The sequence below is a fragment of the Paractinoplanes toevensis genome (genome assembly GCF_018332695.1).
GTDB lineage: Bacteria > Actinomycetota > Actinomycetes > Mycobacteriales > Micromonosporaceae > Actinoplanes > Actinoplanes toevensis.
Window position 1 is genome coordinate 51509 of sequence record NZ_BOQN01000015.1, and the last position, 13879, is coordinate 65387.

Below are 13879 nucleotides of genomic sequence, written 5' to 3' on the forward strand. Positions count from 1 at the left end.
CAGCGTTTCCCGCTCCACACTTCTCGCCCGGCGTTGTCGCCCGGCGGTTCCCGCCCCACACTTCTCGCCCAGCGTTCTCGCCCAGGGTTTCCCGCTCGGCGTTCCCGCTCCACACTTCTCGCCCAGCGTTCTCGCCCGGCATTTTCCGCGCGAGTGACGGGACCGGCCTAACCGAGCTCGGACGTCTCGTCGGCCAGGGCGTCGGCATCTATCTGGTCGGCGAACTCGGCCGCCTCGGCGTCTCGGGCCGCCAGAGCGTCCTTGACCGCACGGATGGCCACCCCCGCCGAGTAGCCCTTGCGCGCCAGCATGCCCACCAGGCGGCGGAAGACCGCATCGGGCGGGCCCGTCGCGGTGCGCAGCTTGCGGTCCACCAGGGCGCGCGCCGTCGCGGCCTCGTCATCGTCGTCGAGGGTCTCCAGCGCCTCGCTCGCCACCTCGGCGTCGACCCCGCGCTGGCGCAACTCGTTGGCGAGCGCCCGCTTGGCGAGGCCCCGCCCTTGATGCCGGCTGGACACCCAGGCCCGGGCGAACGCCGCGTCGTCGATGATGCCGACCTCGTCGTAGCGATCGAGAACCTCGGCGATCACCTCGGCCGAGATCTCCTTCCGGACGAGCACCTTCGTCAGCTCGGCTCGCGTCCGCGGGCGCACCGCGAGCTGCCGCAGGCAGATCTCCCGGGCACGCTCCGACTCGCTCTGCTCCGACGAGCCACCCTGCCCTTGCCCCTGCCCCCGCGTTTGCTCACGCTCGCGCGAACCGCCTCGTCCCCGCGAGCCGCCCTGCCCCCACGAACCGCCCTGCCCCCACGAACCGCCCTGCCCCCACGAACCGCCCTGCTGGCGAGAACCGCCCTGCTCGTGGGAACCGCCCTGCTCGCCGGAACCGAAGCCAGATGCCGCGCCGCGGCCTGAGCCGGGCGCGGCGGAGTATCCGCCCGGCGAGGCTCGCCGGCGACTGGCGGGAACGTTGCCGCGTTCCGCTTCGTCGCCGTCGAGCTCGCCGGGCGGTTGTTCATCGGCTGACCGGCGTGAGGTCCGGGGCGGGAGGGCATCCCACCCGCGGCCGGACCGTGCACCGCGCCGTCCGGTCATCAGGCGTTACCCGATCAGAAGTCGACCGGCGGCAGCTCGGGGCCGCCGGCGGCGTCGCCGGTGGTCTGGCCGACACCCAGCTTCTCGAGGATCTTCTTCTCGATCTCGGCGGCGACGTCGGGGTTTTCCTTGAGGAATTCCCGCGCCTTCTCCTTGCCCTGGCCGAGCTGGTCGCCGTCGTACGTGTACCACGCACCGGACTTGCGGATGATGCTCTGCTCGACACCGACGTCGATGAGCGAGCCCTCCCGCGAGATGCCCTTGCCGTACATGATGTCGAACTCGGCCTGCTTGAACGGCGCGGCCACCTTGTTCTTCACGACCTTGACGCGGGTGCGGTTGCCGACCACGTCGGTGCCGTCCTTAAGGCTCTCGATGCGGCGCACGTCGAGACGCACGGACGCGTAGAACTTCAGGGCGCGACCACCGGTCGTCGTCTCGGGCGAGCCGAACATGACGCCGATCTTCTCGCGGAGCTGGTTGATGAAGATCGCGGTCGTGCCCGAGTTGTTCAGGATGCCGGTGATCTTCCGAAGGGCCTGGCTCATGAGCCGGGCCTGCAGGCCGACGTGGCTGTCGCCCATCTCGCCCTCGATCTCGGCACGCGGCACGAGCGCGGCCACCGAGTCGATGACGATGACGTCGAGGGCACCCGAGCGGATCAGCATGTCGGCGATCTCGAGCGCCTGCTCACCCGTGTCGGGCTGGGAGACGAGCAGGGCGTCGGTGTCGACACCGAGTGCCTTCGCGTACTCCGGGTCGAGGGCGTGCTCCGCGTCGATGAACGCCGCGATGCCGCCGTTTTTCTGAGCGTTGGCCACGGCGTGCAGCGCGACCGTCGTCTTACCGCTGGACTCGGGGCCGTAGACCTCGATGACCCGGCCGCGCGGCAGGCCGCCGACGCCGAGCGCCACATCGAGCGCGATGGACCCGGTCGGGATGACGGCGGTCTGCACGACCGGCCGCTCCCCGAGTCGCATAACCGAGCCCTTGCCGAACTGTTTGTCGATCTGTGCCAACGCCAGATCGAGGGCCTTATCTCGGTCAGGTCCTGCCACCATGTCCGCCACCCCTGTACTCGATTTCCCAGGCGCCTTCGCCGCTGAGCCTCTGTTCATCACGGGCTACAAGGTAGGCGGTGGGTATGACAAAAATCTTCCACCCTGCTCTGACCTGTGGATGACCAAGGCCGCTGTGGACAATAGCCGAACAGGTGTTCTAGATCGAAGCGACACGCCAGAACAAGCGTACGAAAAAGTGGTCAGCGCAGGCGGGCTGGCACCCGATCGGGGTATGCGGTCACTACAGCGCGCCAGATAGTAGCGGTATCGACACCGTCCGCAATTGCCTGATCGATTGTCCGATCGCCGAGCTCCCCGAAAGAGTGATCGGCGGCGATGCTCCGCGCATAGGTGGCACCGAATGCTTTATCGAGTCGTGCCCAAAAGTCCGTCAACCGCACCCCGGAAGCCTACTCAGCGCACGGTGGCCGCGACGACCTTGAGATCGTCGACCAGGCCGCCATAGGCCGCGTCGCGGTCGTCGGCGCGCAGGACCGCCGACGGGTGGATCGTGGCGAGTGCCTGGATCTCCGCGACCGGGAAGTCCTCCGGATGCTGGGCCGACGCCGGCCAGGGCATCAGACGGCCCCGTTGCTGAGTGACCCGGAAGGACGGACCGAGCAGCGCCTTGCCCGCGGTGGCGCCGAGCACGACCACCATCTGCGGCTTGAGCAGCGCGAACTCGGCGACCACCCACGGCCGGCAGGCAGTGATGTGCGCCGGCCCGGGCGTCTGGTGGATGCGGCGCTTGCCGCGCAGCTCGAAGCGGAAGTGCTTGACCGCGTTGGTGATGTAAAGCTCGCCGGGGTCGATGCCGGCGTCGTCGACCGCCTCGCGCAGAAGCCGGCCGGCCGGACCGACGAACGGCAGGCCGCGCTGGTCCTCGACGTCACCCGGCTGCTCGCCGACGAACACGATCTTGGCGTGCGGGGCGCCCCGGCCGAAGACGGTCTGGGTCGCGTTCACATACAGCTCGCAGCCCTCGCAGCCGGCGGCGGCCGACTTGAGGTCATCGATGCTCTTGGGGTGCGGTGGCACCCACTCCTGTGCGCCGACCGGCGCATCGGTCCCTGGCATTCCACGGTTTTACCCGAACCCCCGCCGTCCACGCACGGCGGCACTCATCGTGCGGGTGACGGGAGGCCCACCGGCGCGGCCGCGGCTGCCACCGCAGCGGCCAACGGCCGGATGTCCTCGTCGTCGAGCGGGCTGATGGTGATGCGGATGCCCGGCGGGCTGGCGATGCGGAACAGCGAGCCGGGGGCCACCGCATAACCCGCGTCACGGAGCAGGCCGATCGTGCGGGTCTCGTCCGGGACCCGTACCCATGTGTTGATGCCGGTCGCACCCGCGGCCATCAGCCCTCGCGCCGAGAGTGCGTCGCAGAGGGCGCGGCGCCGCCGGGCATAGCCGGCGGCGGCGCCGGAGACCTTGGCCGTCACCTCGTCGTCGAGCCAGAGCCGCAGCAGCAGTCGCTGAAGGACGGTGGAGACCCAACCCGTGCCCAGCCGCATGCGGCCCACCACCCGGGCGATGGTGGTCTCGTCGCCCGCCACCACGGCGATGCGCAGGTCGGGGCCGAACGGTTTGGACGCCGACCGGACGAACGCCCACGCCTCGGTGACCGGGCCCAGGCACTGCAGCGGCGCGCCGGCCAGCTCGGCGGCGTGATCGTCCTCGATCAGCAGGACACCGCGGTGCCGGGCCAGCACCTCGCGCAGCTCGGCGGCGCGGGACGCGGAGACGGCGGCACCGGTCGGATTTTGCGCGCGCACGGTGATGACCACGGCCCGCGCGCCGGATCGGAGGGCGGCGGCGAGCGAATCCGGCTCGGGGCCCTCCTCGTCGATCGTGACGGGGATCGGGCGCAGGTCGAGCGCGGCCAGCAGGTCGATGAGGTTGGCCCAGCCCGGGTCCTCCATCGCGACCGCGTCACCCGGGCGCAGATGGGCGTTGAGCAGGCGCTCGATCGCGTCGAGAGTGCCCGGGGTCGCGGTGATCGCGGCGTCGGCCATCGGGACGCCGTCGGCGGCCAGCCGTGGGCGGGCGACGTCGATCAGCTCGGGCATGGCGACGGACGACGCATAGCCCTGCGGCGGGCCGCTCGTCTCGGCGATCGCGTGCAGGGCCGGGCCGAGGCTGGGCAGTCGGCGCAGGTCGGGCTCGCCGGAGGAGAGGTCGAGCACGCCCTCGGGGATCGGCAGGCGCAGGCCGGCCCGCCCGCCGGCGATCGGCGGCCGGGAGCGGACCCGGGTGCCGCGCCGGCCGTCGGACTCGACCACGCCGCGATGTCGCAGCTCCTGATAGGCCTTGGCGACGGTGGCCGGGCTGACGTGCAGGTCGCCGGCGAGGACCCGGATGGCCGGCAGCGCGGCACCCCAGACGAAGTCGCCCCGGAGGATGCCGGACTCGATGCTGGCCGAAATCGAGGCGGCGCTGTCGCCGCTCACCTGATATTGTGCTGACACAAGACAAAGTGTGTACTAGTACAGCACTGAAAGCAAGCACCGAGGAGGCCCAATGTCCGACCTCTACCCCTCGACGGAGCGCACCACCGCCACCCGCTACCGCGACCGGATGAGTTACGACGCCGATCAGGCACACGCCATCCTCGACGAGGCGTATGACTGTTCCGTCGCGTTCGTGGTCGACGGCGAGCCTCGCGTGCTGCCCACCCTGCAGGTCCGCGTCGGCGACACCCTCTATCTGCACGGTTCCAGCGGCGGCCGGCTCGGCCTGTCGGCCCGGACCGACGGGGTTCGGGTCTGCGTGAGCGTCACCCTTCTCGACGGAATTGTGTACGCGAGATCGCAGTTCCACCACAGCGCCAACTACCGCTCCGTGGTCGTGCACGGCACCGCCCGCCCGGTCACCGACCCGGCGGAGAAACTGGCCGCCATGAGCGCGCTGGCCGACAAGGTGGGCGCCGGTCGCGCCGTCGACAGCCGCCCCCCGACCGCACGTGAACTGGCCCAGACCACCGTGCTCGCGCTGCCCCTCCAGGAGGTCTCGGCCCGCGCCCGCACCGGTGGCGTCAACGACGACCCCGACGACCTGGCGCTCCCGCACTGGGCCGGCGTTCTACCGGTGTCCAGGGCCTACGGGCCGCCGGAGACGGCTGCCGGCGTGCTGGCCGCACCTCCGGCCTATCTACCCGGCGGCGGTTCCCCGTGGGTGAAGCCGGTGGTGCTCCGGGGCAAGCACGTGCGACTCGAGCCGGTGGCCGCTGGGCATGCCGCCGGCCTGCTCGACGCACTCGCCGACGAAGAGGTCTGGCATCACCTGCCGACGCCTCAGCCACGCTCGGTGGCGGAGATGGCCCAGCACGTCGCCGAGTTGCACGGCCGACAGTGGACCGGTTTCCAGATGCCGTGGGCACAGGTCGAACCGGCCACCGGCACGGTGATCGGCGTGACCAGCTATCACGACATCGACCCGGTCAACCGCTCGCTCGGCATCGGCCACACCATGGTCGGCAAGCGGTGGTGGCGCACCGGGGTCAACACCGAGGCCAAGCTCCTGCTGCTGGAGCACGCTTTCGAGGTGCTCGGCGCGGAGAAGGTGTTCTGGTACACCGATATCTACAACGAGCGCTCGCAGAACGCGATCGCCCGGCTCGGCGCCACTCGCGACGGTCTGATCCGCCACCAGCGGCTGCGGGTCGACGGCACGTGGCGTGACACCGTGGTGTTCGCCATGACGGCCGACGAGTGGCCGGCGGCCGCACGGCGGCTGCGGGACCGGCTCGACGCGGGTGGTTCCAGCGCCCTCGCGAACGCTTAGGGTCGACGGCGTGCTGGGCATCACTGACTTCTGGACGTACGTGTTGGGCTCCGCGGCGATCATCCTGCTGCCGGGACCGAACTCGATCTTTGTGCTGTCGGTCGGCGCGCGCCGTGGGGTGCGCGCCGGCTACCGCGCCGCGGCCGGGGTGTTCCTCGGCGACACCGTGCTGATGACGCTCTCTGCGGCCGGCGTGGCGTCGCTGCTGCGCACCTACCCGCCGCTGTTCCTGGTCATCAAGTACGCGGGTGCCGCCTACCTGTTGTGGGTGGGCCTCGGCATCATCCGAGGTGCCCTGCGCCGGCTGCGGCAGCGCAGCTCGCCCACGGCGGGCAGCGTGGGGGCAGCGAACAGAGCGGGGGCGGGCACCGCGGAAGCGGGCGCCAGGCAGATGAGCACGGCGGAAGCCGACACCCGGCCGGCGGGCAGCGCTGCCGAGCCGAGCGATCTGCGCCATCCGTTCCGGCGGGCGGCCGTGATCAGCCTGCTCAACCCGAAGGCGATTCTGTTCTTCGTGTCGTTCTTCATCCAGTTCGTCGAGCCCGGCTACCCGCATCCGGCATTGTCGTTCCTGGTGCTCGGCGCGGTGGTCCAGCTCTTCAGCTCGCTGTACCTGACGGCACTGATCTTCGGCGGGAAGTTCCTGGCCGGCCAGTTCCGGCGTCGCCGGAAACTCGCGGCCGGCGCCGCCACCGGCGTCGGCGCCCTGTTCGTCGGCTTCGGCATAAAGCTGGCCACCGCAAGCATCGGCTAGCCCGCCGACCGACCGATCAGCGCGGGCCGGGCGCGCGATGGGCGGCCCGGCCCGGTGGGGCGGAGCTACTCGTCGCCGAAGTCGCCGCCGTCGTCCTCGAAGACCTCCTCGGCCACCTCGCCGAGGACCATGCCGCCTACGACGCCGCCGGCTACGCCCGCGGCCATCGCGCCCATGCCGGGGCCCCGGCGGTAGTGGCCGTGGTGGCCGCCGTGCGCCGGGTAGCCGTGGCCGCCCGGGTAGCCGCCATGACCGCCGTGGCCGGCGAAGCCGGCCGCGCCGCGCAAGCCCTGGTAGCGGCCGGATGCCTCGGTCACCCAGCGTTCGACCACTGCGTTCCAGTCGGTGGTGTCGGCCTCCGCATGGGAGACGCGGAAGCGGCCGTAGGCGTCGTGGCCCTGGGTCAGGAAACCGCCGCGCTTGTCGAACTCGAGGATCACCTCCACGCCGTCCGGGTCGGCGATGAAGGTCACCTCCACCTCGTTGATGCCGCCGGCGAAGTGTGCCGGCGGGTAGAACTCGATCTCCTGGTAGAACGGCAACTGCTGGCGCACGCCGTAGATGCCGCCGTGCTCCAGGTCCGCCTTGGCGAAGCGGAAACCCTGGCGCGCGAAGGCGTCCAGGATGCGTTCCTGGGCGGGCAGCGGATGCACGGCCACCTCGTCGAGGTCGCCCTTGTCGACCGCCTTCGCCACGGCCAGCTCGGTGCGCAGGCCCATGGTCATGCCGCGCAGGCGGTTGCCGTAGACGTGCGTGATCGGGGTCTCCCACGGGACCGGGAACGAGAACGGCAGGTCCCGCTGCTCGCCGGCGCGCAACTGGAACGCGCCGGACACCGGCAGGCGGTGGAACTCGACGAAACCGTCGCCGTGCTCGTGTTCGACCCGGGTCACCAGGCCCAGGACGATCTGCTCGACGGTGACGTCATGGTCGCCGCCGGCGATCCGGACCTGGCCGTCCAGAGCCAGGCCGGGTCGGGTGTTCGGGTTGGCCAGCACGGTGTCGACGGATGGGCCGCCGACGCCGAAGGCGCGCATCATCTTCTTGAAAACCACCGGGTCATTCCTCCTTGAACAGACGGGGTGGCGGAATCGGGGTAGATCAACGAGCGGGGACCGGGTCGGTCTCGTCGTCGAAGGGGCCGAGCACCTGCTCCAGCAGGTCTTCCAGGGCGACGAAGCCGACCACGACCCCGCCGCTGCGGACGACCGCGAGCTGGGCCCGGCCGGCCTGCATCGCGGCCACGGCGTCGACCACCCGGTCCTCGGGGCCGAGGGTGAACGGCTGGTCGATCAGCTCGGCGGCGGTCACGTCGAGGCCCGCGGTGGTCGCCCGGACCGCTTCGCGGACGTGCACGAAACCGGCCACCGAGCCGTCCGGCGCGGTCACCGCGAGGCGGGACCGGCCGCTGCCCATCGACGCGAGCTCCACGTCGGCGGCCGACGCGGACGTGGGCACGCTGACCAGGCTGTCGGCCGGGAAGGCGATTTCCCGTACGGTCATCGAGCCGAGCCCGAGCACGCTGCTGAGCAGGTCGCTCTGTTCGGCCTCGATGAGGCCCTCGGCGCGTGACCGGTCCAGCAGGATCTGCATCTCGGCCGGCCCGTGCGACACCGGAATCTGGTCCTGCGGCCGCACCCCGAAGGGCTTGAGCACCGCGTTGGCCAGCGCGTTCAGCACCCGCAGGAGTGGGCCGACGAGCCGGGCGAACGCCCGGAACGGCACGGCCAGCAGGATCGCCGAGCGTTCGGGGTCGGTGATCGCCCAAGACTTCGGCATCATCTCGCCGACGACCAGGTGCAGGAACGTGACGACGCTGAGCGCGATGACGAAGGCGATCGCGTGGCTCGCCAGCGAGGGCAGGCCGAGCCCGTGCAGCAGTGGGCTGAGCCAGTGCGCGAGGGCCGGCTCGGCGAGCGCGCCGAGGCCCAGCGAGCACAGCGTGATGCCGAGTTGGGCTCCGGCCAGCATGAGCGGCAGCGACCGGCTGCCGGCCAGTGCGGCCGCCGCCGACCGGCCACCGGTCAGGGCGGCCTGTTCGAGGCGGTGTCGTTTGCTGGCGACCAGGGCGAACTCGGCGGCCACGAAGAACGCGTTGCCGACGAGCAGCAGCACGGCGAGCACGGCGGTCATCGGGACAACCTCACCGTCTGCGGTACGTGCCGGTTGACGCTTTCCACCCGTACCGAAAGGTTGTCGAGCGTCAGCGAATCGCCTGCCTTGGCCACCCGGCCGAGACGGGCCATGACCAGGCCGGACACCGTGTCATAGTCGTCGCCGGCAGGCAGGTCGACGCCGGTGGCGTCGCTGATCTCGTCGAGCCGCCAGCGGGCCGGCACGAGCCAGGAGCCGTCGGCCTGGCGGACCGGGGCCGGCTCGGGCAGGTCGTCCTCGTCGCGGATCGAGCCGACCAACTCCTCGGCGATGTCCTCCAGGGTGACGATGCCGGCGAAACCGCCGAACTCGTCGACCACGCAGGCCATCTGGCGCCGGCCGGAGCGCAGCCGTTCCAGTACGGCCGGCAGGCGCTGCGAGGACGGCACCATCAGCGGCTCGCTGAGCAGGTCGGTCACGAGCACCGTGGATCGTCGGGCGGGCGGAACGGAGACCACGTCGGAGATCGAGATGATGCCGAGGATCTCGTCGGAGTTGACGCCCCGGACCGGGAATCGGGAGTGCCCGGAGTCCAGCATCGCGACCACGTCGGCGGCCGAGGAGTCCGGTGTGACGCACCGGACGTCGACCCGCGCCACCATGGCGGAGGCGGCGGTGAGACCGCGGAAGTCCAGGCCCCGGTCCAGCAGCGCGGACATCTGGGCGGACAGCACCCCGTCGCGGCGGGAGGCGGCGATGATCTGGGAGAGGTCTTCGGAGGTGGCGCCCTCGGGCAGTTCCTCGAGGGGTTCGATGCCGATCCGGCGCAGCAGGCGGGCGGCGGAGTTGTCGAAGAGCCGGATGACCGGACCGAAAATGGTCAGGTACATCAGGGTCGAGCGGCTCAACCCCTTGGCCACCGCCTCGGGCCGGGTGATGGCCAGGTTCTTGGGGGCGAGCTCACCGAACACCATCTGCACGACGGTGGCCAGGACCAGGGCGAGCGTTACCGAGATGGGCATGCTCACCGCTTCGGGCAGGCCGGCCACGCCGAGCAGCGACGCCAGCCCTTCGCCGAGGAAGGGTTCGGCGACGTAGCCGACCAGGAGGGCGGTGACGGTGATGCCCAGTTGAGCACCCGACAGCACGAACGAGAGTCGCTCGGTGACCTGGAGTGCGCGCGCCGCGGAGCGGTCGCCCGCCGCGGCCTGCTGGCGCAGGCGGCCGCGGTCGGCGGCGACGTATCCGAACTCCTGGGCCACGAAATAGCCGGTCACGGCGGTGACGAGGAGGACCAGCAGAAGACCGACGAGGATCAACATGGCTGGCGGGAAGGAGGGACAGAGAGCCGGGCCGAGCCCGGCCGAGTACTGCCGATCATGGGGAAAGACGCTAACAACGCCGGCTGAGTGGTTGCTGTGAGTCAGCTGGGCCGGTCGGCGTAGAACAGGCTCACCACCATGTTGACCTTGGCGAGGTCGGCGGTCCAGTCGATCTCCTGGGTGGCCCAGCTCAGCGCGTAACCCTTGTTGTTGCTGGCAAACCAGCGGGTGCGGGCGTGCAGTTCGGTGCCGCCGTCGTCGAAGCGGTACTCCCAGTCGGCCGCCTTGATCAGCAACGGTCTTGCTTCGATGGATATCTCGGAGTAACCGGGCAGTGCGCCCGCCCGGACCAGTCGATTGGCCTCGTTGCGGCACGCCGTCACCGGGTCGGCCGACGCGTTGCGCCCGGTGTCGAGGCTCAGGACCCGCCGCCCACCCGGCTCGCGGAAGCAGTACAAACTGCCGAATTTCTGCAATGTCCAGTTGTCCGGAACCGGCAGGTGGAAGCCGGTTCCGTCGGAGAAGTACGACCAACCGGGCAGCAGATCCCACCCGCTGACCCCACGGGTCGCGTTCTTCTGCGGCATCGCCACCGCCGACGCGGACGACCCGGACGAACAGAGGGCCGGCGAGAATCCGGCGACGACGAACGCGGGCGCGGCCGACGACCGGGAGGGCGTGGGAACCGAGTTCTGCTGAACCAGGTAGCTGGCCACGATCCCGCCACCGCCGAGCAGCGCGACCAGCGCCAGTCCGGCGGCCATCAGCGTCCGGGGTGGGGTCTCGGCAGCAGGGCGGGGGGCCGACTCCGGCGAGGTCCGCTGCTTGGGCACGACCGGTGGCGGCGGCGCCGGGGCCGCCCGCGCCCGGCGCGGCGCCGGCACCGCCGAAACCACCATCCGCAGCCGCCGGTCCACCTCGCTGGCGGTGAGCCGGGAGGACGGATCGTGCCGCAGCAACCCGAGCAGCACCGGCGCAAGCGCACCGGCCCGCACCGGCGGATCGGGCTCCTCGGTGGCCAGCGCCATGAGCGTCGCCATGGCCGTCTCACGCTGGTAGGGCGACCGCCCCTCGACCGCCGCGTAAAGCGTCGCGCCGAGCGACCACATATCGGATTCGACGGTGGACGCGCCGTCCCGGGCCCGTTCGGGCGACACGTACTGCGGCGAGCCGACTATCAGGCCGGGCCCGGTGACCGAACCGTCGTCCACGAACGTGGCGAGACCGAAATCGGTCAGCACCACCCGCCCGTCGGTGCCGATCAGCACGTTGTGCGGTTTCACGTCCCGGTGCAGCACGCCGGCCCGGTGCGCCGCGCTCAACGCGTCCAGCACGGCCAGCCCGATCCGGGCCGCGGCCATCGGCGAATATGGCCCGTCCTCCTGGATCACCTGGTGGAGCGAGCGCGACGGGACGTACTCCATGATGATCCAGGGCAGGTCCTCGGCGTGCACGACGTCGAAGACGCGGACTACATGGGGGTGGTTGAGGCGGCCGGCGCTGCGTGCCTCGCGCAGCGTGCGATCGCGCAGCCGCGCTTTCTCCTCGTCGGTCATCCAGTCGGGCGGAACGAACTCCTTGATCGCGACGTCCCGATCCAGCATCTCGTCGCGGGCCAGCCACACGCGGCCCATGCCGCCGGACCCGACCGGTTCGAGCAGGCGATACCGACCGGCGATGACCAAGTGTCCCGCCATGAGGCCCCCACCCGTCGTCTCGACTTGAAGAATAAGCAGGCTGTCCCGCCCGGCGGAACGCCGATCACCCGGCCACCGCGTAGACCACGAGGTTGTCCTGGTAGGACCGGAGCCGATGGTCGAACACCCCACCGCAGGTGATCAACCGTAGTTGGCGGTCGGGAGTCGGGCCGTACACCTGGTCGGTCGGGAAATTGCTCTTCGGGTACCACGCCGTGCGGGTGACGACGAACTTCAGCACGACGCCACCGCGTAGCACCTCGATCTTGTCACCGGTGGTGAGTTCCCGCAGCCGGTAGAAGATCGCCGGGCCTGCCTTCGAGTCGACGTGCCCGGCGATCACCGCCGGTCCGATGTCGCCCGGAGCCGTCCCCTCCGCATACCACCCCGCGCGGTCGAACCGTTTCGGCGCCCCCAGCACCCCTTTCGTGACGTGCAGCGTCTCCAGCGCCGAGTCCAGCCCGATCGCCGCCACCCGGACCCGGGTCGGCGCGCCTCGCGGCACGACGGCGGCCTGGCCGAACGGATCGCCCGGCGGCCGGCCCGCGTTGCCCGCGCCCTGGATCGCCGCGGGCAGGGTGACCTGCGCCGATGCGGCCCATCGGCCGATGTCGGGGTCGGTCGCGGCGGTCCGCCCGGCGAGCGCCAGGTAGGTGGTGCCGGCCACGAACGCGGCCAGGGCGGCGGCTCCGGCGGGCAGCGCGGCCCGGCGTCCGAGACGCCGCAGGCTTCCCTTTTTCCGTACGGGTTTTCGCACTTCTTCGCGGGGCTGCGCGGTCTCGTCTCGCGGTTTCTCCGGGTCACCGGGGACGGGCGGCCGGATGGGTGGCGGCTCGATGACCGGCGACGGTGCCGGGCGTTCGAACAGCACCCCGGGCCGGGGGATCGGCGGCCAGACGGTGCGGCGGCGGGGCACCGAGAGGGCGCCCGCGACCGCCGACACCCCGCGGGCCGGGTGCTCGGGGAAGCCTTCCAGGTGGACGAACCCCCGGGCGATCTCGGTCGGGGGGTCGTCGCGTTCGTCCGCCGTCACCTCGTACTCCTCGACTCAGCCGGCCCGGAGCCGGCGCCGGAGCACGACGACCAGCCCACCGCCGAAGATCGCGGCGAGCCCCGCGAGCAGCAGAGCCATCGGCACCCGGGAACCGGCCTGGCTGCCGCCGTCGCCGGTGGCGACGCCGCCGAGCGGGACCGCACCCTGCCGTTCCGCGTCGACGTGGAGCTCCGGTTTCAGGCCACCGCCCTTGTCGTCGAGGACGACCAGCGAATAGACGCTGCCGGCGCCGAGCGTGCAGGGCAGCACGCTGCTCTTTCCACCGCCGGTGGGGACCACCCGCACGCTCCACTTACCGGGGTTGACCTCGCGATAGTCGGTGGTGGAGGCGAACTGGACGGCGTCGGCGATCTTGGTGCCGTTCTGACCGGCCACGTCGAGCACGGGCGCCTTGACCGACGCCTGGATGATCCGGACCTTGGAGCGGCCCGGATCGGGGAGCTTCAGGTCGTCCTGGAGCACGCGCAACCCCAGGTCGGCGAAGCGGCCGACGCCGGCCACCGTGTAGGCGGCGCCGTTCTGCACGTCGACGTCGGTGGTGAGGACCGGTTTGGTGCTGGCCGCCGCGCCCGCCTTGCGCATGGCGACCTGGTAGTTGCCGGTGGGCAGCCGCAGGTAGGCCGACATCGCGCCGTAGGCGACTCCCTTGAAGGTCTGCGGTTTGATCGCGTCGCCGGCGGATCGGAGATAGACGTCCACGGCCGGTGTGTCCGGGGACAGGTGGGCCAGGCGGACGTAACCGTCGCCGGCCGCCCGGGCCGGTGAGGCGAAAAGGGTGACGGTGGCGACCACGGCGAGAACTGCCGCGGCGCTCCCGAGGCGCCGTACGTGTGGCTTGGGGATGAACACGGGGCCTCCTGTCGTATTCGTCGCGTGACGCGTTGTGTATATGCCTTCATCAGGTCGTTGCACCATGGTCTGACGGGCAGCCGTAGTCGGCCACCTGACCGATAGACGCGTGTCGCTACCGGCCCATTTTTGTCGTACCCCCGAGGGAGGATGGTGGGCGTGAAGGACGTG

Annotated in this window: 13 protein-coding genes; 2 read left to right on the plus strand and 11 right to left on the minus strand. The window is 71.0% G+C overall.

Features of this window, described 5'->3' with window-relative positions:
* Positions 1 to 167: 167 nt before the first annotated feature.
* The 5 genes from Ato02nite_RS06050 to Ato02nite_RS06070 all read right to left on the minus strand — a co-directional run bounded on the left by Ato02nite_RS06050 (position 168) and on the right by Ato02nite_RS06070 (position 4623).
* Positions 168 to 674 carry a regulatory protein RecX gene (locus Ato02nite_RS06050; protein ID WP_213005497.1) on the minus strand — a complete coding sequence of 169 codons (507 nt, stop codon included), beginning with the start codon at positions 672 to 674 and terminating at the stop codon, positions 168 to 170.
* A 434-nt stretch (positions 675 to 1108) separates the two neighbouring features.
* On the minus strand, positions 1109 to 2155 hold the full coding sequence (gene recA, locus Ato02nite_RS06055; protein WP_213005378.1) for a recombinase RecA: 1047 nt from the start codon (positions 2153 to 2155) through the stop codon (positions 1109 to 1111).
* 200 nt (positions 2156 to 2355) lie between these two features.
* Complete coding sequence (locus tag Ato02nite_RS06060) at positions 2356 to 2556, minus strand: DUF3046 domain-containing protein (protein WP_213005379.1); 201 nt, start codon at positions 2554 to 2556, stop codon at positions 2356 to 2358.
* A gap of 13 nt (positions 2557 to 2569) precedes the next feature.
* Positions 2570 to 3232: a UdgX family uracil-DNA binding protein gene (locus tag Ato02nite_RS06065; protein ID WP_213005380.1), complete on the minus strand. Its 663-nt coding sequence runs from the start codon at positions 3230 to 3232 to the stop codon at positions 2570 to 2572.
* Positions 3233 to 3276: 44 nt separating this feature from the next.
* Complete coding sequence (locus tag Ato02nite_RS06070) at positions 3277 to 4623, minus strand: aminotransferase class I/II-fold pyridoxal phosphate-dependent enzyme (protein WP_213005381.1); 1347 nt, start codon at positions 4621 to 4623, stop codon at positions 3277 to 3279.
* Between the two features lie 52 nt (positions 4624 to 4675).
* Here Ato02nite_RS06070 and Ato02nite_RS06075 point away from each other — a divergent pair, with 52 nt between their 5' ends.
* Positions 4676 to 5938: a bifunctional pyridoxamine 5'-phosphate oxidase family protein/GNAT family N-acetyltransferase gene (locus Ato02nite_RS06075; RefSeq protein WP_213005382.1), complete on the plus strand. Its 1263-nt coding sequence runs from the start codon at positions 4676 to 4678 to the stop codon at positions 5936 to 5938.
* Positions 5939 to 5948: 10 nt separating this feature from the next.
* Entirely contained in the window at positions 5949 to 6692 is a 744-nt protein-coding gene (gene leuE, locus Ato02nite_RS06080; RefSeq protein WP_213005383.1) for a leucine efflux protein LeuE, read from the plus strand.
* 65 nt (positions 6693 to 6757) lie between these two features.
* On the opposite strand, the gene Ato02nite_RS06085 is transcribed toward leuE, so the two are convergent.
* The 6 genes from Ato02nite_RS06085 to Ato02nite_RS06110 form a co-directional block, all read right to left on the minus strand.
* Complete coding sequence (locus tag Ato02nite_RS06085; protein ID WP_213005384.1) at positions 6758 to 7747, minus strand: sporulation protein; 990 nt, start codon at positions 7745 to 7747, stop codon at positions 6758 to 6760.
* Between the two features lie 46 nt (positions 7748 to 7793).
* A complete protein-coding gene (locus Ato02nite_RS06090) occupies positions 7794 to 8825 on the minus strand; it encodes a hemolysin family protein (RefSeq protein WP_213005385.1) in 1032 nt (343 codons plus the stop codon).
* Positions 8822 to 10108, minus strand: coding sequence for a hemolysin family protein (locus tag Ato02nite_RS06095; protein ID WP_213005386.1), 1287 nt, complete (start codon positions 10106 to 10108; stop codon positions 8822 to 8824). The genes Ato02nite_RS06090 and Ato02nite_RS06095 overlap by 4 nt, the downstream gene beginning before the upstream one ends.
* Positions 10109 to 10209: 101 nt before the next feature.
* Complete coding sequence (locus Ato02nite_RS06100; RefSeq protein ID WP_213005387.1) at positions 10210 to 11805, minus strand: serine/threonine-protein kinase; 1596 nt, start codon at positions 11803 to 11805, stop codon at positions 10210 to 10212.
* 64 nt (positions 11806 to 11869) lie between these two features.
* Complete coding sequence (locus tag Ato02nite_RS51380) at positions 11870 to 12838, minus strand: sortase domain-containing protein (protein ID WP_246606188.1); 969 nt, start codon at positions 12836 to 12838, stop codon at positions 11870 to 11872.
* A 15-nt stretch (positions 12839 to 12853) separates the two neighbouring features.
* Entirely contained in the window at positions 12854 to 13708 is an 855-nt protein-coding gene (locus Ato02nite_RS06110; RefSeq protein WP_213005388.1) for a DUF4397 domain-containing protein, read from the minus strand.
* Between the last annotated feature and the right edge of the window lie 171 nt (positions 13709 to 13879).